The sequence below is a fragment of the Terriglobia bacterium genome, from assembly GCA_020072645.1.
In the GTDB taxonomy this organism is placed as follows: domain Bacteria; phylum Acidobacteriota; class Terriglobia; order Terriglobales; family Acidobacteriaceae; genus Angelobacter.
Window position 1 is genome coordinate 177,356 of record JAIQGK010000011.1, and the last position, 22,446, is coordinate 199,801.

Genomic DNA, 22,446 nt, shown 5'->3' on the forward strand with positions numbered 1-22,446 from the left:
CTGATGGCTAGGTGCTAATTGCTAATGGCTTCTTTTACAACTTTTCTTCCTTCGCAATAATTTCTTTCATGACCTCAGAAGCGCCTGCGCCAATCGTATTCAAACGCAGATCGCGCCACATGCGCCCAATGGGATACTCCGTGGTGTAAGCGAAGCCGCCGAAGATCTGCATGCAGTCATACGCGATTTTCTGCGAAAGCTCCGTGGTGTACAGCTTGGCCATCGTGATTTCCTTCACCGCACGCTTACCATGATTCACCAAGTCAAGCGCGCGGTAGGTCAGCCATCGGCCGGCTTCCACGGCCGTAAGGTGTTCGGCAAAGCGGTGCCGCCAGATCTGGAACTTTCCAATCGGCTGGCCGAAAGCGCTGCGGTCATGTCCATATTCAATGGCCCAGCGCAGCGCTTTGTCCATTGCAGCCAGCGCGCCCAGCGAAGCCACCAGCCGCTCGCCCTGAAAATTTTCCATGATGTAATAAAAACCCTTGTCGCGTTCGCCCAGAATGTAACGCAGCGGCAAGCGGCATTCATCGAAGAACAACTCCGCCGTGTCTGAGGCCAGGTTGCCGATCTTCTTCAGTTTCTTGCCCACAGAGAAACCTTTGGTCTTCGTCGGAAACAGCACCAGAGAAATTCCTTTGTGGCCTTCGCCGCCCGTGCGGACGGCCAACACAATGTAGTCGGCTCGTGTGCCGTTGGTGATCCACAATTTCTGCCCGGAGATAATCAGGTCGCCGCCTTCGATGCGCGCGCGTGTCTTGATCGCCGCCACGTCCGATCCACCCCCCGGCTCGCTGATGCCCAGCGATCCGATCCACTCGCCCGTTACGGCCCGGGGAATGAATTCGGCTTTCTGCTCTTCGGTGCCCAGCTCCTGGATCACCGGCAGCGCCATATCCGACTGCACCAGGAACGCCATGTTGATGCTGCCGCTGTCAGAGTGCGCCATGGCTTCAACGTACGCTGCAGTGGCCCACCAGTCCTGTCCGCTGCCGCCCCACTTGGGATCAATGCGGATGCCAAACATCCCCAGCGCTCCGGCCTTGGTAAAAAGCTCGCGGGGAAAGATGCCTTCATCGTCCCACTCCGCTGCGAATGGAGCAATCTCTTCCCGGCAAAAGCGCGAGACCGTCTGCCGTATGAGTTCATGCTCTTCAGTGAAATAAGGATATTCAGTGCTTTGCTGCTGTACTGCTTGCGTGCTCATTGGCATCCTCCACGGCTTCAATTTCTACCAGCATCTGTCCTGGCGCCACAACCTCTGCGGGTTTTACCAGTACCGCTCGCACCACGCCCTGAATTGCGGCCTTTATAGTTTGCTCCATTTTCATGGCTTCCAGCACGATTAATCCATCTCCTGGCTTCACCTGCTGTCCTTCCGACACCAGAATACGCAATACCTGCCCCGGCATGGGCGAATTCGCGCTCTGGTGCTGCCCTCCGGCCGTCTTTTCCGGGAAGCGCGCCAGCCGCGTGACTCGTTGTTGTCCCAGGCTCGAGCGCACGTAATAGTCTGCTCCGCGCTTACAAATGTCAAAACGATAGCGCGCGCCCTGTACTAAAGCATCGACATAGTCTTCGCCCACAGAAACTATCTCGATTGCGGATGTTTTTTCGTCGATCCGGTATTCCTTTTTGCCCACAGCGAATTTCATCGCCTGTGCAGGCGTGGGATTGTTGCGAAATCTCGTCGGTATCGACGGAAGAATCCTGCGTCGCGCATGTTCTGCTCGCTCGATGTGAGCGCGCGTGACCGAGCAATAAATTTGCTCCAGCTCTTCATCGGCTTTCGATGAAACCGGTAACTGGAAACCGGTGTGTGCCCTGCCGCCCCTGAATTCTTCTGACTCCAGCATCGCAATCAGAAATTCGCGGTTGGTCTGCACGCCCTGTGCGGCAAAGTTCCGCAGAGCATGCGTCAGCCGTCGAATGGCCAAATCGCGGTTTTCGGCGTGCGCAATCACCTTGGCCAGCAGAGGGTCGTAATAAACACCGATCTCAGTTCCCTCTTCCACTCCGCTATCAATGCGCAACCCCGCTGACGGTCGGGGCGGTTGCCACACATACAAAGTCCCCGTTGAAGGCAGAAAGTCGTTTGCCGGATCTTCAGCATAAAGCCGTGCTTCAATCGCATGGCCCTTCTGCTTCGGCTGTGCCTCAGGCAGTTTTCCGCCTTGCGCAATCTCAATCTGAAGGCGAATCAGGTCCAACCCCGTCACCATCTCCGTGACCGGATGTTCCACCTGAATCCGCGTATTGACCTCAATGAAATAGAAATCGCCGGAAGGCGCCAGCAGAAACTCCACCGTGCCGGCATTGGTATAGCCGACCTTTCTTGCCAGGGCTATCGCCGCGTCCGTCATGCGGCTGCGGATTTCCGGCGTCACCGCCGGTGAAGGGCTCTCCTCGATGATCTTCTGGTGCCGCCTCTGGACCGAGCAGTCACGCTCAAAAAGATGCATCACCTTGCCGTGATGATCGCCAAAAACCTGGACTTCAACGTGGCGAGCGTCTTCAATATATTTTTCCACCAGCAGAGCGCCGTCGCCGAACGCGCGTTCCGCTTCTCCCTTGGCAGCAGCAAGAGCTTCTTTGAATTCCGCAGCATTGCGCACAATGCGCATGCCGCGCCCACCGCCGCCCAGCGAAGCCTTGATCAGCTTGGGAAATTCATTTTCCGTCGGAGTAGGAACCACCGGGACGCCTGCCTCTAGCGCCAGCTTTCGCGCTTCGCTCTTTGATCCGAGCGTCCTGATCACATCCGCGCGGGGACCTATGAACACAATCCCTGATTCTTCACATGCCGCTGCGAATTCCGCGTTCTCGGACAGAAATCCATATCCGGGATGGATTGCGTCAGCGCCGGTAAGCCGCGCCGCGGCGATAATCTTTTCAATATTGAGATAGGACTCTTTGGCCTGCGCGCTGCCAATCGGCACAGCCTGGTCCGCCAGACGTACATGCAGCGCATCGCGGTCAAAGTCCGAATACACGGCCGCGGTGGCAATACCCATCTCTCGGCATGTGCGCACAATGCGCACCGCAATCTCGCCGCGATTGGCGATGAGTATTTTGGAGAAGTTTTTCATCATTTAGCAGCAGCTAGCAATCGGTACTTGGTATTTGGTACTTGGCCGTAAGTTCGCGTCCATGTTGCCACCCCAGGACTGCTTCAATCTTGCAGACAAAGCCAAATACCAAATACTAAGTATCGCTTTTTCAATGCCTGAACACCCCCCACTCCATCGTCCCTTTAACAGGAGCGTTATACGCCGCGGACAGCGCAATCGCCACTACCGTTCGTGTGTCTCGCGGATCGATAATGCCGTCGTCCCATAGCCGCGCCGTGGCGAAATAGCAGTCGGATTCTTTCGCGATCTGGTCTTCCAGCATCTTCCTGCCCATCGCCATGCGCGCTTCGTCGATGGGCTGACCGGTTTTGGCCGCAGCCTCGCGCTTGATAATGTCCATCACGCCCGAGAGCTGTTTCTCGCCCATCACTGCAATGCGATGATTGGGCCAGGTAAACAGAAAACGCGGAGCGTAAGCCCGTCCGCACATCGCATAATTTCCCGCACCATACGATCCGCCCACCATAATGGTAACGGCCGGCACCGTGGAGTTAGAAACCGCATTAATCAGCTTGGCGCCGTTGCGGATAATGCCATCTTCTTCATAGCTGCGGCCCACCATAAAGCCGGTAATATTCTGCAGGAATAGCAACGGAATATCTTGCTGATTGCAAAGTTGAATGAACTGCGCGCCTTTGCCCGCCGATTCCGACATCAACACTCCGTTATTGCCCAGAATCCCAACCGGAAAACCGTGAATATGTGCGAAGCCTGTCACCAGCGTAGGGCCATACTCGGGCTTGAATTCGGCAAAGTCGCTTCCATCCACGATCCGGGCAATCACGTCGCGTATTTCAAACGGCACGCGCACATCAGCCGACGCGATGCCCAGCAGTTCGTCGGGATCAAATACCGGTTCTTTTACTTCCGCCATCTGCGGCAGATCAGGCTTCTTCAGGTTGAAGTGGCCCACGATCTCGCGCGCAATGCGAATGGCGTCGAGTTCGTCTTCCGCCAGATAATCGGAGAGCCCGGAGATACGCGAGTGCATCTCCGCGCCTCCCAGAGATTCTTCGTCGCTGATTTCGCCTGTCGCCATCTTCACCAGAGGCGGCCCGGCAAGAAAGACCTGTGCCTGCTTTTTCACCATCACCACGTAATCAGACATCCCAGGCAGATAAGCGCCGCCTGCGGTTGAGCTTCCAAACACTACAGAGACGGTAGGAATGCGTTCCTTGGACCGACGCGTAATCTCACGGAATCCGCGCCCTCCGGCGACAAAAATTTTGCTCTGCTGCGGCAGGTCGGCGCCGGCGGACTCTACTAAAAGGATGCTGGGAAGATGATTCTCTCGCGCGATGTCCGCCAGCCGCGCATTCTTCCACAGGCCTGCTTCACCGGTAGCGCCACCTTTCACGGTAGCTTCATTGGCGGTCACGAGGCATTCGCGTCCGCAGACCAGCCCCACACCGCCAACAACGCCCGCGCCCGGAGCTTCATTTTCCATTCCATGGCCCGCCAGAGGCGCAATCTCAAGAAAGAACGAACCCTCATCCAGCAGCATCTCCACGCGATCGCGCGGCAGCAGCTTGCCCCGCTCCACATGGCGTTTCACATATTTTTCGCCGCCGCCTTCAGTCGACCGCTTCAGTTCGGCGCGCAGCCGTTCCACGGCGGAGCGCATGGCGGCATAGTTGGCTTTGTACCCGCTTGACTGGCAGTCGACTGTGGAGCGCAGATGGTTCACGGGCGATAAATATATCAGGCGGAGGGCCTGATGAGCAGCAATTCACCTCGTCCCACGGAATCAGGCGATCCATTTGAGAGAAGAAAACGCCTACTTCTGAGGGTCCTCTCAGGGAACTTCAGCAGCTCTCGATTCCCGCACACATGGGCCAACTCGCGCTTGAGAGGGGCATCTAATTCAACTGTAGCAGCCAAAATGGCCCCGATTACGCGAGCTTCGTCGCTCATCCTTGGTATACGCGTATCTGTTGCCGAGGGGCCCGAATCTAGAAAACGGAAAACGGAGGACACTAGTGAGAAATTTGAATAAGCTTGCATTGATCGTAGCACTGGGTAGCGGTTTCGCAATCGCACAAAGCACGCCGGCTTCGCCGAGCACAGCGCCGAGCTCAACCTCGCAGCCATCATCGATGCCGGACCAGCAGCCATCCACCACGGCTCCTGACCAGGGCAAGAGCCCTGCAAATTCGCCGGAGCAACTGCCAAACACTGATCAGAAGAAGTCCGATCAGAGCGCTGATCAGAACAAAATGCCGCAAAGTGACGCTGCTCCTGCCGCCGCCAATGGCGACGTCCAGAGCACCATCCAGTCTGCGATCCAGAAGGATCCAAGCCTGGCCAGCGCTAACGTAACGGTAGATGTGAAGAATGGCAAGTCAGTTGAACTGACCGGTACCGTTCCCAGCAAAGACGCGAAGGACGCTGCTGAGCGCATCGCGAAAGAAAATTCAGGCGGCCTGAAAGTTAAGAACCACCTGAAAGTTGCCTCTGCCAACATGCCGGACAAATCAGACAAGTCAAAGTCCGACAACATGAGCAACCCTAAATAACTGATTCAAACTCCAGGGGTGTTTAACACACCTTACTAGAGCGAAGCGAGGCGGCTCCTGAATGGGGCCGCCTTTTTTTGTTTAAGGTTCATCATCACGATGGACAGTCTGCGGAGAAAACGCGGGCAAGCATATAGCGATGTACTCCGTGGCCTCGTCCGGAGTTGAGTATTGGATCCATTCACCGGGGTGAGACACTACGGCTTCTCCGGCGGAAACGTCGAAAGATCCATCTTTATGCTGCACGTGCAGCTTGCCGCGAATGACGATAGTGTATTCCTCAAATTCCGGCGTCTGCCCAGGTTCCTGCCATCCTGCGGGACTGCGCATGTGCGCGATGCTCAGGCGCTCGGTCTTGGAATTCACGCGGCCAAAAAATTCGTCAATGATCTTGGGCATGTTGCCCGCCGCCTTAATCCGAGTGGGCTTGTCAATGTGCGTCGGCAATAGTGATCTCCTTTATTGGCCGCCCTGCGCAGGCCTGAGTTTGAAATATGAAATTGTAAAAAGCGTTCCCAGAATAAAATCTCCAGCGCCGCCCAGGGCAACAATGGCCGGGATCCGTCTTAAATTAAACAGTACAGCACATGCCACGCAATAAGTAAGTTTTTCCAGGATTGCCGCCGGAATAATCGGACGGAAACGCTGCGGATCTCGGGCGATGATCAGGAACGCAACCTGCCATGCGACAGCAACTCCAAAAAATCCATAGTAGAACTCTGGATGCGTGATTGCGGGCGGCATTTTTTCTGCCATTATCTTTTCGCCAAAAAATCCCGGCAATAGCACAATGAGCCCGTAAATCCCTGCCACCAAAAATACAATCCTTGAGAAACGGTCTTTTATCATTCGGCCTCATCACAGGCTGGCTTTAAACTGGCTCGCCAACCGCCTCAGCAAAAAGGTACCATAACCGGTTTCCGGTTCTTGCTTTCAGCCGTTCTTCTATATCTCTCACAGGAGCATTCATGTCTATTCATCCATGCAAGCTGGCGGTTGCAGTTCTTCTCTGGAGTCTTATGGCGTCAGCGCAATCAAACATTACAGAACGGCTTAATGTTGATGCTACTGATGCGCCTCGCAACATGCTGCATGCCACGATTACCATTCCCGTGGCTTCCGGGCCGGTCACGATCGTCTATCCCAAGTGGATTCCCGGCAACCACCGGCCTACAGGCCCAATCCAGAATTTTACCGGGCTGCATTTCAAAGCCGGCAGCAGGGAACTGGAATGGCAGCGCGACCTGGAAGACATGTATGCCTTCCACTTGCAGATTCCAGCGGGTGTGACCGAGTTGCAGGCTTCATATGACACGATTACATATAACGGCAAGAGTTCATTGTCGTCCAGCAAGGTGCTGGATTTGCTCTGGAACCAGGTAGTGCTTTATCCCAAAGGAGCTACCACTGATTCGGTGCAGGTGGCGGCCTCTGTGCGGCTTCCGGAAGTCTGGAAGTTTGGCACCGCGCTTACGCCCACGCAGCAGAACGGGAATTCCGTGGAGTTCCAGACTGTTTCTCTCACGCGACTGGTCGATTCACCGCTGATCGCAGGTTCAATTTACCGGCAGATACAAATAACGCCCGCTGGAGAGCCGCTCACGCACGTTGTTGACATGGTGGGTGAAAGCGATGAAGCCATACAGATCACCGATAAAGACATCGCCAGCCTGAAGCAGCTGGTGGCGGAAACCGGAAAGCTTTTTGGTGCGCGTCATTACACCAAGTACACATTTCTTCTTACGCTGGGTGACCAGACGGCGCACCACGGCCTGGAGCATCACGAATCCAGTGACAACGGAACCGATGAAGAAATGTTCAGTGACGCCGACGTCCACGATCTTGAAGCCGATCTTCTACCACACGAGTTTGTTCATTCCTGGAATGGCAAGTACAAGCGTCCTGCGGGACTGGCTACGCCCAATTATCAGGAGCCGATGCACGGCGACCTGCTATGGGTTTACGAAGGACTGACCGACTACCTGGGCAACCTGCTCGCGGCGCGGACTGGCCTGCGTTCGCCTGACCAGTTTCGTGAGAACCTGGCCTACACAGCAGCCATGCTTGATCATCGCGCGGGACGAACATGGCGTCCGCTGCAGGATACGGCCACGAGCGTACAGAGTCTGTTTGCCGCTCCGGCGGAGTGGACCAACTGGCGACGCACCGCCGATTACTATCCTGAAGGTTACCTGATCTGGCTTGAAGTGGATTCTCTTATCAGGCAAAAGAGCAACGGTCAAAAGTCACTCAACGATTTTTGCCGTCTGTTTTATGGAGGCAAGAGCGGCCCGCCCACGGTAGTCCCGTACAAATTTGAAGATGTGGTCGCAACGCTTAACCAGGTTGTTCCGAATGATTGGGCCAAACTGCTGCGCGAACGTTTGGACTCAAAATCTCCTCATGCTCCCATGGGCGGAATCACCAATGGCGGATGGAAGCTGGTGTATTCCGGGCAGAAAAATACGACGATGGAAGCGCGAGAAAAAAACAGCGAATCGATTGACCTGAGTTTTTCTCTGGGCTTCATCGCCACCAAGCAGGGTGATGTACTTGACGTGATTCCCGGGGCGCCTGCCTACGCCGCCGGCCTGGGGCCGGGAATGAAAGTTATTGCGGTGAACGGCCGCAAGTGGTCAAAAGACGTGGTCCGCGCTGCGCTGCGAGGATCGATCAAGGGCCAGCAACCAATATACTTACTGGCGGAAAATGGCGAATACTACAGCACCTATCAGGTGAACTACCACGAAGGTGAGCGATACCCACATCTGGTTCGTGAGGACGGCCAGCCAAACATTCTGGATGAAATTATCAAGCCGCAGGCGGCAGGGCAGTAGGATGGATTTCCTGAAATTTAGCTCTGACCAGGATTAGGCGTGGCCGGTATGCGATTCTTGGTGACAGCAGCGGTGCGCTCCAGCTTGTCCCAGGCAAAAGGCTTTCCGTCTATGGCGCGCTTGACCGTCTTGGCCAGCACCGCGGAAAAAAGCTGCCGGTAGGAAAATCTCTGCAGCCACAGGTGCAGCAGCAACTGCGCGTCTTCTCCCGTGCCTTCCACGCGGCGCTCCAGCAGAAACGCCAACGCTGACGCAATGAAATCAATGGCCAGAAAGATCACGAAATAAAAAGCCAGACGCTCAAAGCTGCTCGCGTCCGTGCTTTCTGGATGGAAGTACCGAGCGGCGGCGTACTCCAGCACGCCAAACAAGAACATGATGTCGATGAACGGTGATACCAGCGGCAGCATGATCTGGAAAATAATAATGTTGGGCAGGGCAATCCAGCCCAGGCGGCTGCGGCGGCGAATGGCGGCGCCGTGCTTCCACACGGCTTGAAGAATGCCGAATGACCAGCGGAAGCGCTGGCGCATGAGGCCGCGTGCATTTGTCGGCGCCTCAGTAAACGCCAGGGCGCGATCTTCATTCACCACGCGCCAGCCGTTTTCCAGCAGAGACATGGTCAGGTCGGCATCTTCCGCCACTGTATCAGTATGGTAGCCGCCGGCTTCACGGACGGCAGAGACGCGCCATGCGCCAATCGCTCCGGGAACCACGCTTACCGCGCCAAATACGTTGAGAGCGCGACGCTCAAAATTCTGGCTGGTGATATATTCCAGCGCCTGCCAGCGCGTCCACAGATTCACGCGGTTGCCAACCTTGGCATTGCCCGCGACTGCGGCCACTCTAGCATCCGCGAAATGCGGCACCAAAATGGAAATAGCGTTGGGAGCAATTACCGTATCGGCATCAATGCCGACATAGATTTCATCCTGCGTATGTTTCAGGGCGTGATTCAGCGCTTCCGCTTTTCCGGCGTTGGTCTTGGTCAGCAGTAGGACGCGGCCATCAGCAATCTCTCTGGCAAATTTTTCCCGCACCACGGCGGATGTCGCATCTTTTGATCCGTCATCCACCACGATCGTCCGTAGGTTCGGGTAGTCTGACGCCAGCGCCGAACGGACAGTATTCTCAATCACCTTTTCTTCATTGAATGCGGGAATGATGACAGTAACTTTCGGTTTGTAATCCGGGCCGCCCACGGGCGCTGGTGTCCGCAGGCGATCGTATGTGGCTAGCGCGCCAATGCCTAGAAGACGGGCGCTCATCAGTACGTCACCAATAAAAAAGACCAAGACGATAAATTGTGCCAGCCATCGTCCCAATTGGAATACGTAGCCATCCAGTCGCGCACCGAGCACTTCATTAGAAGGCAGCTCTGGCATCACGTCAGCCCGTGTCTTGCCCAACAGCTCTTCAACGCTCACAATCTTGAATCCGCGTGCGCGCAAGCCTTCAATGACCGCGGGCAGGGCCTGGACGGTTGCAGAGCGGTCGCCGCCGCCATCGTGCAGCAGAATGATGTTGCCGCAATAAAGAGGACCGCGTGTCTGGCAGCCCTTAGTGGCCGCGCGCTGGGCCTGGTCCATTACTTCGGTGACGATCTCCGCGGCGGTTTGGCCTTTTCTCCAGTCATTAGGATCAATCTTAGATCCCACCGTGATGTAACCTTCGGTCTGGACAAGTTCCAGCGGCCGCACCTGATCGGCGATGTCAGGGTCCTGGTCAATGGAATACGGCGGCCGGAAATACAGCGGTTTTACACCCATCTTGCTGGCAAATAGTTTTTCCGTCAGCTGCAACTCCACGCGCTTCATGTACCAGGATGAAACGTCGCTGATATCGGGATGGGTAAACGTGTGATTGCCAATATCATGTCCCTCATCGTAAATACGCTGCGCCAGCCCGGGAAACTTCTGCGTCTGCAATCCGATCAGAAAAAACGTGGCTGGGGCATTTTCGCGCTTCAGGATGTCGAGAATCTGCGGTGTGTATAAAGAGTCAGGGCCATCATCAAACGTGATGGCGACTTGTTTATCTTTCCAGCCCAGAGCCTTCAGTTGATAGGGCTCGGGCAGCACGGTCATTTTTTCTGAAGCGACGAACTTGCCGTCTGAATCAAGCTTAACCTCGCGCTGGCCGGGCTTCGGTCTCTGCTGGATATACAGAATTTCGCCATCGCCTTCCTTGTCAACGTCTTCACCTGAAGGGACTACTGCGAGCTTCTGCTCGGCGCCGGTTTCAGTGGGATTGTCCCAGATTTTCCAGAGTGATCGATCTTCCGATCCCAACCGCCACAGCGCAAAAGTACGTATGCCCTGATCGCGCGCCGAGCGCATCTGGTTTAGCGCCGTGACAGCATCCAGAAACCAGACCTGATGCTCCTGGCCGCCATCTTCCATATAGGCGAAATGAGGATTGAGGGAATCGGAATCGAGTTCAATTTCTGCGCTGGACTCACGCGCATGCAGCCATGCTTCCTGTACGTTGTTGGTGTCAACGTTGGTAATGCGCTTCTTCCGGCCAGAAAGCTTCCAGTCATAGCCATAACTACCGATGGCGCAGATGATCTTGGTTTTAGGAATATCCTTCACCGCCTGCTTCAGGTTGGCAGTGAACCAGTCCTGCGCAGCCACAGGCCCCGGAGCGCTCGTGACCTGATGCTGGTCATAGTTCATGATGACCAGGCCATCGGCGGCGGCGGCGAGCGCCGGATAATCGTAATCTTTATCTGCGACTGGGACGTTCACGTACAGCCTTAGCCCGCGAGCATGCAGATCATGGCCCAGTTCCTGCATCAGCGCCAGAAATCCGGGCTGAGCTTTGAGAGGTATTTCCTCAAAGTCGATTGCCGCGCCCTTGAACTTGTCACTGGCCAGATAGAGCAGAAGCTGTGTGCGGAATGTCTGCCGTGCCGTGGGATCCATCAGGAAATCGCCGATATTGGGAAGCCACTGCTTGGTGACAGGTTCAAAATTGTTGATGAGCGGGAAGACTTCCACTTCAGCTTTCTCTGCCCGCAGGAAAGGCATTACCTTGTCGTCAGTGGAATGGACGGTACCGTTTTCAACCACCTGAAAAGGATGGTTTACGCTATCAAAGCCCTGCAAATGCCCGTCCGGCGTGAGCACGTGCAGCCATTCAGGAAAGAGGATATCAAGCTGAGGATAGTATTCCTTGAGCGAGACAAAGCTGGCCGCGTCCCAGGTGACGTAATACGCCGCGCGGATACCTTCATCCGTATTCAGCACAACCTGTGAAGGCGAAGACTTTGTTTTGCGGTGAGTATTCTTGGCGCTGGGCCGCTTTCGGTGTTCACGCTCCTTCAAGGCGCGCAGGTTGCGCTTTTGTTCCGGCATCAGCACGTGGGGCAGCGGATCAGACTGCACGAAAACCGTGATGATGAAAAACAGCACAAGACCGCTGATGATGGCGCCAAGCACACTCAGCAGTATGCGCAAGCGCCCCCAGCGCTTCCGGTCGGGATCGTAGAAAATGGATTTTGCCATTGCTGGATTGTTACCAACCATCGTAAGCGGCAGGGGGAAGCAGGTCAATCAGGCATTGCCCTTGCGTACCCTCACGGTTGTACGACAGGGAACAGGCCTTTAAACTAGGGCATTCCCCAACCATGATAAAACTCATTGAACTGGTGCGGCGCAACTGGCCCTTCTTCCTACTGGTAACCATCGCCGGAGTGGCCTTGCGGCTCTTTTTTGTCTTCCGCTATCCGCACCTAGCCGGGGACACCTGGGTTTATGGCGATATTGCCAAGAACTGGCTGGACCACGGGATTTTTGGCCTCACCGACAATGGTGCCGCCCGCCCTACGCTGATCCGCTTGCCCGGCTATCCGGGATTCCTGGCGGCAATGTTTGCCCTGTTCGGACGGGAACATTACACGGCGGTCATGATTGCCCAGGCCTTCATCGATACCAATACGTGCCTGGTGATCGCCGGACTGGCGCTGGAATTGACGAATGCGCGGGCAGCGAAAGCCGCTTACCTTTTAGCTGCATTGTGCCCGTTTACGGCCAGTTACGTGGCCGCTCCGCTTTCTGAGACACTGGCCATCTGCTGCATTGCCCATGCGCTTTATTATGGCGTTCGGGGATTGAAAGCGCTGGAGCAGGACGCTTTTGCCGGCAGACTGTGGGCGATTGCAGGTCTGTGGAGCGCCGCGGGTATCTTCATGCGTCCTGATAACGGACTCATTCTGCCGGCGCTGGGGCTGGCTCTGCTGGTGATACTTTTCCGCAAGACAAACAAGAAGCAGGTGGTTTTGGCAGGTCTGCTGTTGGCCATCACCGGCCTTGGGCCGCTTGTGCCCTGGACAGTCCGTAACTGGCACGTCTTCCACGTATGGCAGCCGCTGGCTTCACGTTACGCCAATGACCCGGAAGAATTTCTTCCGCGCGGCTTTAATCATTGGGTGAAGACATGGATGGCCGATTATGTCTCAGTGGATGAGGTGTACTGGAAAGTCTCCGGCGAGCCGATTGATCCGCAGCAACTTCCTGAACGCGCATTCGATAATCGAGCGGAGTACGAAAAGACGCTGGCGGTAATCGCGCGTTACAACCAGCAACTCTATATCAATCCGCAGATGGATGCCGAGTTTGAGGAGATTGCGCGACAGCGGCAGGAACATAGCCACCTGCGTTATTTCGTCTGGCTGCCATTTCTGCGGACTGCGGACATGTGGTTGCGACCTCGTACGGAGTTGTTGGACGTGGAAACCCGCTGGTGGGAGTTCCGGCAGCATGAGAAGGAAAGCTGGTTCGCACTGTTTTGGGCGGGGCTGAATCTGTTTTACCTGGTGGCGGCGTTTCGCGGATGGCTGATTTCTCGTCTGGGCATCGCGGGAGTTTTTGTGATCAGCTTTATTCTACTGCGGTCCCTCTTTTTGAGTTCGCTGGAAAATCCCGAACCGCGGTACATGCTGGAATGTTTTCCGGTGGTCTTGGCGCTGGCTGGAGCAGCATTCACGCGGAGACAAAATGCCTTAAGCAGCCTTCAAATCAGCCAAGTTAATTCTTACACCACAAAAAGTTAAGCCCGCCGGTTTTGAGGCCGGCGGGCCAGATCAAAACAGCGATCTTTGGTTAGAAGGTAAACTTTCCGCTGATGCTGACCACGCGACCGGCAGCAGTGGTCTGTGCGGGGTTATTGAATCCCACGCCAAATAGACTTGGCGCAGTGCCCAGACCAGCATCTTCCATATTCGGATCGATGCTGCTGTAGTTGAAGTGGTTCAGCGCATTGGTTGCAGTCATGCGCATTTCGAAGTTGCCACGTTCACCCATCTTGATGTTCTTGAAGATGGTCGCGTCCAGCCGGTTTGAAGGAGCGTCAACCAGCGGATTGCGTGGAACGTTGCCGAATGGCGTACCGAATACTTTCTGCGCGGTATGCATGTTGATGATGTAGCGAACATCGTTGTTTGTGATGGGCACAAGATTAAGTACCGTGCAAGCTGAACCACGGAGGAAGCCGCGCGGATCGCAACCTTGTGGAGCGTTCAAGGCGTTGAAGCTCAGAAGTTGGTTGTTTCCAGCCCCAAAGCTGGCGCAGTTTGTAGCCGTAGCGCCGAGTAATGAAACCAGATCACCGCAGAAGATACCGACTGTGCTAGCCGGGGCGCTCAAGCTGCCATAGAATGGCCGTGCCGGATCGCCCACAAAGGCATTAGCAAAGTTTGTATCAAAGTAGTTCCCATTGGCGGAGAGTCTTGAATTGACTCCACCAAATACGCCGCCTTGGCGGGGAGTGAACGGTTGTCCGGAGCCGTACACATAGGACCCGGAAAGCGCCCAGCCGCCCAGTACATGACCGAACAATCCGTGCTGCTCTTTAAAGAACGGAATGCTTTCGGTGACGGACACGGTAAACGCATTGGGAATGTTCAGGCCGGAGATGGAACGTTCAGCATCTCCTGTCTGGAACGGGTTCTGCGCGGCGAACAGAGTATTGCCCGCCGTGCCGGTAGCGAAGATCTCGCTCACGTTGTCCAGGTTTTTGCTAAACGTGTAACCAACCCGCAGTTGCAACTGCTTGAACAGGTTGTTGGCGCGGAGCTCTGTCTGGAAAGCATGATAATCAGAGAACCCACCGTTGGTACGGGCGCGAACTACGCCCAGACCGCAGTTGACGCGTCCTACATCCGATCCAGCGCCCGGTCCTACTTGCTGGGTCGTCAGACAAGGCGAAAGGGCAGATGCGTTGGGAACCAGGTTCGGGAAGTCCTGCAATAGACCATTCTTCCCGGCAACGGTGGTTCCAAGATAAGGGTTGGCATCCACGGTCTGGTAAAGGTTGGTGCCTTTATTGCCGACGTAACGAGCCTCCCACACGGCATTCTTGGTGAGTTCACGCTCAAAACCGAAGCTCCAGCTGTGTACTTTGTCCGGTCCAAGCGGCTCAGAAGGACTTCCAAGAACAGTCTCGCTCTGGGTGCGTGGATCGAAGGTGTTGGTAGCTATGAAGCTGGCCAGCGACGCACGCACGTTCGGACCGGTCGGGTTAGCAGGCAGAGCAACTGAGGCGGGAAGAACTGGTGTGCTGGTCGCGCTCAATGTCTGAAGGAAGCCGAACGGTGAGGAGGTGGAAGTATTCAGGAAGATGTTGTAGAACGGCGGGTCATACAGTAAACGGTAGCCGCCGCGGATGGTGGTCTTTCCGTTTCCTGTCAGGAACCCACCCCACTGCGGGGTGTAAGCAAATCCCGCACTCGGGCCAAAGCTGTTTTTGACTCCCGGGTTGGGAGGATTGGTCCTCTCCGATAGAGGCAGCGATTGCAGCCAGAAGGCCGTTGCCGGATTGGCTTCGCGTTTGTTTGTTATATCCGTGAATAATTGTGCCGGATTGCCATAGTAGGTCCAGGTCAATCCCAGGTTTAATGTGAGGTTTTGGCTGATCTTCCAGTCGTCGCCACCATAGAGGAAGGTATCGTACTCACGGAAATCGAGAACCGGATTGCCCTGGGCAATGGTAACGCTGGTCAGTACACCATTGATGTAGTTGGAAAGGCTCCCGTACGCATATTGGCCGTTGACATTGGGCAAGAACGTGTTCGGTGAGCGCTGATAAGTCCAGTTTACACCTGACTTAAAGCTGTGTTTTCCCCTGACATAGTTCCAATTGTCCTGGGCCTGCCATGTATTCACCAGCCGTCCTTGAGGGATGTTGGTTGCAGGACCAAAGCCTACGGATCCGCCGATGCTTACATTGGCCAGAGCGTTTAGGATGCCACTCTGATCTGGTTCCAACGTGTTGCCGACCGAGTTGCCGCCGAAATTTACGTTAATACGGTCAAAACCGAGGCGTACTTCGTTGACCATGTGAGACGAAAAATTGTGCGTTTCGCTGATGAGGATGGCTTGACTCAGGGCGGTAGTGTTGAACACGTAACCAGCAGCGCCGTTGTCAGACTGGTCAAAGGTGTTACCTCTGTTAAACAGATAACGGGCCATGACGTTGTCCGAGCCTATCTGCCCATCTAATCTGATAGGGAAATCGAAACCGTGAAATGGCGTTGCAAGTGTACGGCTTACTCCTGCAACTTGAACACCCGCGCAACCGGCGACGGTTGCATTCGCTACGGTACCGTTCGCTACAGGATTGCCGAAGCTGAAACCGTAGGCGCCAAACTTGCCAAGGGTAGCAACTTGTTGCGCCTTGCTCCCGGTTGGGAAGCAAGCAGCCAGGGTGGCCAGACCGACCGGAGTTGGGGTGTTAGTAGTTGTGGCGTAGGTGCTTTGCCCGGAGAACAGGTCGCTATCAAAGCCGCCGAAGATGAACCATTTGTTCTTGAGGATCGGCCCGCCAATGGTACCGCCGCTAAACTCTTCGTTGCTGCGCAGCGGACCGGTTTGCGGATTGCACTGCGGATTGTTCAGATCGGTACAGGTTACTGTCCCCGGCCTTCCCGAATTGGTCCCTGGCTTATTGGCATGTCTTTGGGTATTGCTGAGAGCATTCAGGAACGAACTATATTCCGTTCCGAACACCGCGCCATGCCATGCATTGGTTCCGCCCTTGGTGATGATGTTCACCACTGAGCCGGCGTTGCGTCCGTATTCCGGACCAAAATTGTTTGTAACGATTACGTACTGTTGCACGAAGTTGGTATCGCTGACAAAGAGAGATGGGCCGCCGACGCTGTTGTCGTTATTGTTCTGGCCGTCAATTTCCTGGTCATTGTTGCGGCCGCGGAGACCGTTGCTGGAGAATCCACCGCCGTTGGTATTGGAGAAGTTGTCGCTACGAGTGGCTACTACGCCCGGGACGAACAGAGCCAGGCGGTCCAGGCCCTGATTTTCCTGAATTCCGGCAAAGGTGTTCAGCGTCTGACCGGCGAAGGTGCTGCTAATCTGTGATTGTGTAGTTTCAATCAGTGGCGCATCGCCAGTAACTTCCACGGTAGTGGAGGTTTCGCCAACGGATATCTTAATCGATCCTAAACCAGTATCGCGCCCGGCTCCCACCAGCACATTGGACTGCGTGGTCGTTTTGAAGCCCTGTGAGGTGATCTCTACGGTGTACGTTCCGATCGGCAGCAGGTTGAAACGATAAAGACCTGCACTGTCTGTTGTTGTGGTAAAAACCACTCCAGTTTCCGTATTTTTCGCTTTTACCTGAGCACCAGAAACAACCGCTCCCTGGGGATCGATCACAGACCCTGAAATCGAGCCTTTGCCGACCTGTGCCATTGAGGGGATGCACAACATCAGTGCCAGCGTAATCGCGAAAAACAATGCGATGTAGCGCAGTTTTGTGTTCATTTATTCTCTTCTCTCCATTTTGGTTGGTGAAATGACAACAGGAAGGGCGTACAACCCCTATACAGATTTCAGTGCCCCCCACTGTCGTCTATGCCTTGTCCGTTGGCAATCAGAGTTCCACGTTGAAGCGTGTAAAGAATCAATAAGTTACGTCAACTTACTGCGGGTTACATACTTAATAATGGATTTCTTATGACACGCGGGTTCCAAATTTGGAATATTTTCAATAAATAATGCAACTCACAGGCGAGATCAGGCATCTCGTCACCCCTTACAAGCGGTTTTAAGGCGTAAGCTCGATTGTTTTTCCGAATACGGGCCCTATGCTGCAAACTGCATGCTTTCCCGCACGAAATCTGTGATCGCCGCAGCGCTTTTGCTAAGCCTACCGCTAGCACTCCGTGCATTCGCCGGGGACGCGGGAACTGACCGCGGTGATCTTCGTCCACCAACTCCGGTCCGGCAGCTTGCACCGGCATATAAGATCCAGGCTGGCATTGACGGCGAGATTTATCCCGTCTTTGCCAATTACGCCTCTTTACAGCGCCAGGGGGACAGGACGTTTGGCGTTGTTTCCGTGACACTTTCGAACACATCGCAGGACTCGATGTCGCGCCGCATCAGCGTCAAGATCCCAGGCTGGAGTGACCAGGAAATTCAGACTGTCTCGGTAAACCCAGGAGTAACGCGAACGGTAGTTTTTGCCCCTGCGTTCCTGCCCCGCCTGTATCAAAACCACGAAATTACGGCCGCCACGGCACAGGTCACCATTACCGATCCGGCTTCCAACAGCTCGTATGAAACGACAGTTCCCGTAAGGCTCAGGTCAGCGGAAGATATGTTCTGGGGCAACGGCTTTAAATATGCATCGTTCATTGCCTCATGGGTAACACCGCATGATCGGAACGTGGAAACTGTGCTTTCTCGCGCCAAACATTTCACCGCCGATCATCGTCTGCCGGGATACGAAACCTGGAAAACCGCGGCGCAGCAGGAACAGGAAACCTATCGTGAGGCCCGCGCTATCTTCGATGCTTTGCAGCGTGGCGGCCTTTCCTACGTAAAGAGCTCCTCGACACTGGGCGACCATAAGGGCGTAAGCGAGCGGGTCCGAATGCCGCGGATAAGCCTTGCGGAAAATAGCGCCAATTGCATTGACGCGGCGGTGATGTACGCCTCGCTTTTTGAAAACCTGGGCATGGATGCAAGCATTGTGATTGTTCCGGGTCATGCTTATGCTGGTGTGCGTGTCGCTGAAGGTTCGCCTAAATTCCTTCTTATTGATGTGGCCCTTACCGGGCGCAGCACTTTTGACGCTGCCGTGGCTTCGGCCCAAAATGGAATGGCCACTCATGCTCCTTCCGCGGTGACGCAGGTCATGGTGGAAAAGGCCCGTTCTTCCGGCATTTATCCTATGCCTTAGGGGCTTTGCAGCAACCCGATACGCGGCTTTCATCATCCATTTCCTGCTATATGGCAATCCCGCGACGCGCAGAAGTACTTGACATCCGCACAGACAAGCTTAAAATACCCGCTATTCGAGAACAGGCATCGGCAGAAATGCGCCTTGGTCCGAATATGAATCCAACGCAGAACCCATCTATCTCGAAACGGCCTCCCGAACCAATACCTATGGAGAAACCCTGCAAGCATCCCCGCGTGCGTGTAGTCGCGCGCGAAGAAGACGCTGAATTTGTAGAATGCCAGGAGTGTGGCGACGTTTTTGAATCGAGCGAGTTCAAAGATATGGCCATTGAAGAAAACATCAGGCCGGAAGAAGCCTGAGTTTTTCCGGAGCGCTGGCGGCTCAATGACGGTCGTATTGGTACAGGCGATTTCCTGCCTTTTTCACGCCACACGTTTTCGCTCTTCGCAAGTCTGTTTTTAGAAAGATCAAGAAAAATGAAAGTTGTTTTTGCATACACCCAACTCTATGCTTGCCCTTGTTATCGACGATTCGATGCTCATTCGGCACACGGTGTGCCGTTTTTTGGAATCTCGCGGATTCAAAGTTGAAACCGCTGCCAATGGAATTGCAGCCCTTGAAATCCTGCAGCTCATCCGCCCGGACCTGATCGTTACCGATCTGCAAATGCCCCAGCTGAGCGGCTATGAACTGATTGACACGCTCAAGGCCGATGAAAAAACCGCGGGCATTCCCATTTTGGTTCTGGCCGCCAAACCATCTGCCGAGATTCACCTAGATAAGCGAGTGCATACCCTCATTTACAAAGACCTGAACGTTGAAGAACAGATGGACCAAGCTCTTGAAAGCCTTTTTCCGCGGCCTGCCACAAGTTGAATCGTTTACCGCAACGCCAGCGACGCTTCAGCGGAGAAATCTGCTCCAGCAAAATCTTTTGCTCTGAGCTTGGGGAACGCCGCTGCCGCGATCATGGCAGCGTTGTCAGTAGAAAGCTTTCGTGACGGAAAATAAACCGCCAAGCCTGCCTCCGCCGCTCGCTTCGCAAATGTCTCCCTCAATTCTCGATTTGCCGCCACGCCTCCCGTGACGAACAGCGTGCGTGCATCGCGTTCCTGTGCTGCCTGCAAGGTTTTGCCGACTAAATCTTCCACTACGGCGCGCTGAAAAGATGCCACCAGATCCAGCGTTCGCTTGTCGCAGAGCGCCAGCACGTCTGCCGCCGTGGGCTTGCCGGTCCCTGTCAGTGCCTGCTGTCGCGCAATGATCGATTCGCGCATTCCTTCCAGTCCAACGTAACGCAGCACGGCAGTCTTGATTCCGCTAAAGGAAAAATCGTGCGGCGTCTGCTCGGCCTTCGGCGTTCCACGATTGCCATGCTTGATCTGCGACGGAACGAACTTCACTGCCTTGGGATTGCCATGCAGAGCCAGTGCGTCAATCACCGGCCCTCCGGGATAGCCGAGCCCCAGCAGTTTTGCCACTTTGTCATACGCCTCGCCGGCGGCGTCATCGCGCGTGCGTCCGATGTTTTTATAAGCCCAGCCATGCTCGCGTTGTTCCGCCAGAAACAAGTGCGTATGCCCGCCGGAAACCACCAGCGCCAGCAAAGGAAAATCAATCTGGAAATTCCCTTTCTGCTTTTCTTCCAACAGCACCGCGTGAATATGTCCTTCAAGATGGTTCACGGTGATCAGCGGCTTTTCCAGCGCAAACGCCAGCGCCTTGGCATAACTGATGCCCACCAGCAGCGCTCCAGCCAGCCCGGGGCCTTGTGTCACGGCGATCGCGTCAATCGACTCATACGTTTTGCCGGCTTCTGCCAGCGCCTGCCGCACCACAGGAACAATCGCCCGCAAATGCTCGCGTGACGCCAACTCCGGCACCACGCCGCCATACGGCTGGTGCGTTGCGATCTGTGAGGACACTACGTTTGAAAGCAGATGCTCGCCATTGCTCACTACGGCGGCGGCGGTCTCGTCGCATGAACTCTCAATCCCCAGAATGTAATTCTCAGACATATATCTAATATTATAAAAACTGTACTTCACCGCAGAGGGCGCTTACCGCACAGGACGTAAGGGTTCGCAATGAAAAAGCCCGAACTTTACCACTCATGAACACGGGTGACACTATTGATTAGAGATATCGATGGATGATCGTGAAAATATAATTTTCTTCTTTGCGCCCTTCGCGTCCTTTGCGGTGAAAAAGAAATGAACCTAACCTCCAACAAAGCGATTGAAGCCACGCGCATCGCCCGCACGCTGCGCGAACAGGGATATTCCGCCTATCTCGTTGGCGGCTGCGTCCGTGATCTGCTTCTTGATCGCGAACCCGCCGACTATGACGTTGCCACTTCCGCCACGCCGCATGAAGTCATCCGCATCTTTCCGCAGACTTTTGCCGTGGGCGCTCAGTTCGGCGTAGTGCTTGTCCCTGTGTTTCGAAATACTGACGCCGGCGAGCGGGCTAACTACGCCATTGAAGTTGCAACCTTCCGCAGTGATGGCGCTTACTCTGACGGCCGCCACCCCGATGAAGTCCAGTTCTCCAAAGACGCGCGCATGGACGTGCAGCGCCGCGACTTCACCATCAACGGCCTTCTGCTCGATCCCGATACCCGCGAAGTCCTCGACTACGTCGGCGGACGCGAAGACCTGAAGCAGGGAATCATCCGCACCATCGGCGAAGCACATCACCGTTTTGCTGAAGACAAGCTGCGCATGCTCCGCGCCGTGCGCTTTGCCGCCCGCTTCGGCTACTCAATTGAAGCGCAGACCTTCGCTTCTATCCGTGAACTCGCTCCGCAAATCCATCAGGTCAGCCATGAGCGCGTGCGCGACGAAATCCTGAAAATGCTCACAGAAGGCCATGCGCGCCGCGCCTTTGAGCTGCTAGACCAGACCAATCTCCTGGAGCAGGTGCTGCCGGAAATCAAAAAGATGCAGGGCGTCGCCCAGCCGCCGCAATATCACCCCGAGGGCGACGTCTGGGTCCACACGCTCATGCTTCTGGAAGGCCTGCCCGCAGGCTGTTCCAAAACTCTGGCCTTGGGCGCCTTGCTGCATGACGTGGGCAAGCCGCCGACGTTTCGCGTTGCGCCAGACCGCATCCGCTTTGACGGCCATGCTGAAATCGGCACAAAAATGGCCGCCGAAATCTGCCGCCGCTTCCGCCTCTCCAATGACGATACAGACCAGGTGCTCTCGCTGGTCGCCAACCACATGCGCTTTGGCGATGTCCAGCGCATGAAGGATTCCACGCTCAAGCGCTTCTTCCGTCTGCCCCGCTTTGACCAGCATCTGGAACTGCATCGCCTCGACTGCCAGAGCAGCCATCGCGACCTCAGTCTGTATGAGTTCGCGAAAGAAAAATTCCACACGCTGCCTGCTGAACAGATCCGTCCCACGCCTCTAATCACCGGCGCTGACCTGATCGCCGCCGGCTATAAACCAGGGCCGATGTTCAAGGAATTGCTGACCGCCGTGGAAGACGCGCAGTTGGATGGCAAGATCAGCACGAAAGAGGAAGCGATGGAGTTGGTGCGAGAGAAAGTCGGAGCGCTTTCCGATCACGGCGATGTCGCGCGATAACGGCGATCTCGGCGATAGGTGTTGAACAGCCGGGCAGATCCCTGACACTTTAGACCGGGCACATACCTGACACTTTCTCTTCCACTAGGTTGAGGGGATGGGGTGCAGGGGAAGGGGACGCTTCCCCTTTCCCTGCATTAGTCTTTGTAGTCAACCCCTG

The 22,446-nt window shown here is 55.2% G+C and carries 15 protein-coding genes; 7 read left to right on the plus strand and 8 right to left on the minus strand.

From position 1 onward, the window contains the following. Nucleotides 1-34 precede the first annotated feature (34 nt). From LAO76_16315 to LAO76_16325, 3 genes are all read right to left on the minus strand, one after another. Nucleotides 35-1,207 carry an acyl-CoA dehydrogenase family protein gene (locus LAO76_16315; GenBank protein ID MBZ5492489.1) on the minus strand — a complete coding sequence of 391 codons (1,173 nt, stop codon included), beginning with the start codon at nt 1,205-1,207 and terminating at the stop codon, nt 35-37. Further along, nucleotides 1,173-3,092, minus strand: a complete 1,920-nt coding sequence (locus LAO76_16320; GenBank protein ID MBZ5492490.1) for a biotin/lipoyl-binding protein — start codon at nt 3,090-3,092, stop codon at nt 1,173-1,175. Before LAO76_16320 ends, LAO76_16315 begins: the two co-directional genes overlap by 35 nt. 127 nt (nt 3,093-3,219) lie before the next feature. Then, nucleotides 3,220-4,818: an acyl-CoA carboxylase subunit beta gene (locus LAO76_16325; GenBank protein MBZ5492491.1), complete on the minus strand. Its 1,599-nt coding sequence runs from the start codon at nt 4,816-4,818 to the stop codon at nt 3,220-3,222. Nucleotides 4,819-5,110: 292 nt separating this feature from the next. On the opposite strand from LAO76_16325, the gene LAO76_16330 reads away from it, so the two are divergent. After that, nucleotides 5,111-5,647 carry a BON domain-containing protein gene (locus LAO76_16330; protein MBZ5492492.1) on the plus strand — a complete coding sequence of 179 codons (537 nt, stop codon included), beginning with the start codon at nt 5,111-5,113 and terminating at the stop codon, nt 5,645-5,647. Between the two features lie 81 nt (nt 5,648-5,728). Here LAO76_16330 and LAO76_16335 read toward each other — a convergent pair whose 3' ends face one another. Both LAO76_16335 and LAO76_16340 read right to left on the minus strand, forming a co-directional pair. Further along, nucleotides 5,729-6,094 (minus strand): cupin, encoded by a 366-nt coding sequence (locus LAO76_16335; GenBank protein MBZ5492493.1) that lies wholly within the window; start codon nt 6,092-6,094, stop codon nt 5,729-5,731. Nucleotides 6,095-6,106: 12 nt separating this feature from the next. Beyond that, a complete protein-coding gene (locus LAO76_16340) occupies nt 6,107-6,496 on the minus strand; it encodes a hypothetical protein (GenBank protein MBZ5492494.1) in 390 nt (129 codons plus the stop codon). Nucleotides 6,497-6,615: 119 nt separating this feature from the next. Between LAO76_16340 and LAO76_16345 the strand changes: the two genes are divergently transcribed. Then, a complete protein-coding gene (locus tag LAO76_16345) occupies nt 6,616-8,484 on the plus strand; it encodes a M61 family peptidase (protein ID MBZ5492495.1) in 1,869 nt (622 codons plus the stop codon). Nucleotides 8,485-8,501: 17 nt separating this feature from the next. Here LAO76_16345 and LAO76_16350 read toward each other — a convergent pair whose 3' ends face one another. Then, on the minus strand, nt 8,502-11,993 hold the full coding sequence (locus LAO76_16350) for a glycosyltransferase (protein MBZ5492496.1): 3,492 nt from the start codon (nt 11,991-11,993) through the stop codon (nt 8,502-8,504). Nucleotides 11,994-12,115: 122 nt separating this feature from the next. Between LAO76_16350 and LAO76_16355 the strand changes: the two genes are divergently transcribed. After that, the gene (locus LAO76_16355) at nt 12,116-13,540 is read left to right on the plus strand and encodes a glycosyltransferase family 39 protein (protein MBZ5492497.1); all 1,425 of its coding nucleotides are present in this window, start codon (nt 12,116-12,118) and stop codon (nt 13,538-13,540) included. Between the two features lie 49 nt (nt 13,541-13,589). On the opposite strand, the gene LAO76_16360 is transcribed toward LAO76_16355, so the two are convergent. Next, nucleotides 13,590-17,267 carry a carboxypeptidase regulatory-like domain-containing protein gene (locus LAO76_16360; GenBank protein MBZ5492498.1) on the minus strand — a complete coding sequence of 1,226 codons (3,678 nt, stop codon included), beginning with the start codon at nt 17,265-17,267 and terminating at the stop codon, nt 13,590-13,592. Nucleotides 17,268-17,604: 337 nt separating this feature from the next. Here LAO76_16360 and LAO76_16365 point away from each other — a divergent pair, with 337 nt between their 5' ends. The 3 genes from LAO76_16365 (at nt 17,605) to LAO76_16375 (ending at nt 19,569) form a co-directional block, all read left to right on the plus strand. After that, the gene (locus LAO76_16365; protein ID MBZ5492499.1) at nt 17,605-18,690 is read left to right on the plus strand and encodes a hypothetical protein; all 1,086 of its coding nucleotides are present in this window, start codon (nt 17,605-17,607) and stop codon (nt 18,688-18,690) included. Between the two features lie 209 nt (nt 18,691-18,899). Beyond that, nucleotides 18,900-19,052: a hypothetical protein gene (locus tag LAO76_16370; GenBank protein ID MBZ5492500.1), complete on the plus strand. Its 153-nt coding sequence runs from the start codon at nt 18,900-18,902 to the stop codon at nt 19,050-19,052. Between the two features lie 148 nt (nt 19,053-19,200). Beyond that, complete coding sequence (locus LAO76_16375) at nt 19,201-19,569, plus strand: response regulator (protein MBZ5492501.1); 369 nt, start codon at nt 19,201-19,203, stop codon at nt 19,567-19,569. Between the two features lie 5 nt (nt 19,570-19,574). Here the strand turns inward: LAO76_16375 and tsaD are convergent, their stop codons facing one another. Next, a complete protein-coding gene (gene tsaD / locus LAO76_16380; GenBank protein ID MBZ5492502.1) occupies nt 19,575-20,711 on the minus strand; it encodes a tRNA (adenosine(37)-N6)-threonylcarbamoyltransferase complex transferase subunit TsaD in 1,137 nt (378 codons plus the stop codon). A 195-nt stretch (nt 20,712-20,906) separates the two neighbouring features. Between tsaD and LAO76_16385 the strand changes: the two genes are divergently transcribed. After that, a complete protein-coding gene (locus tag LAO76_16385) occupies nt 20,907-22,286 on the plus strand; it encodes a CCA tRNA nucleotidyltransferase (GenBank protein MBZ5492503.1) in 1,380 nt (459 codons plus the stop codon). Nucleotides 22,287-22,446 lie beyond the last annotated feature (160 nt).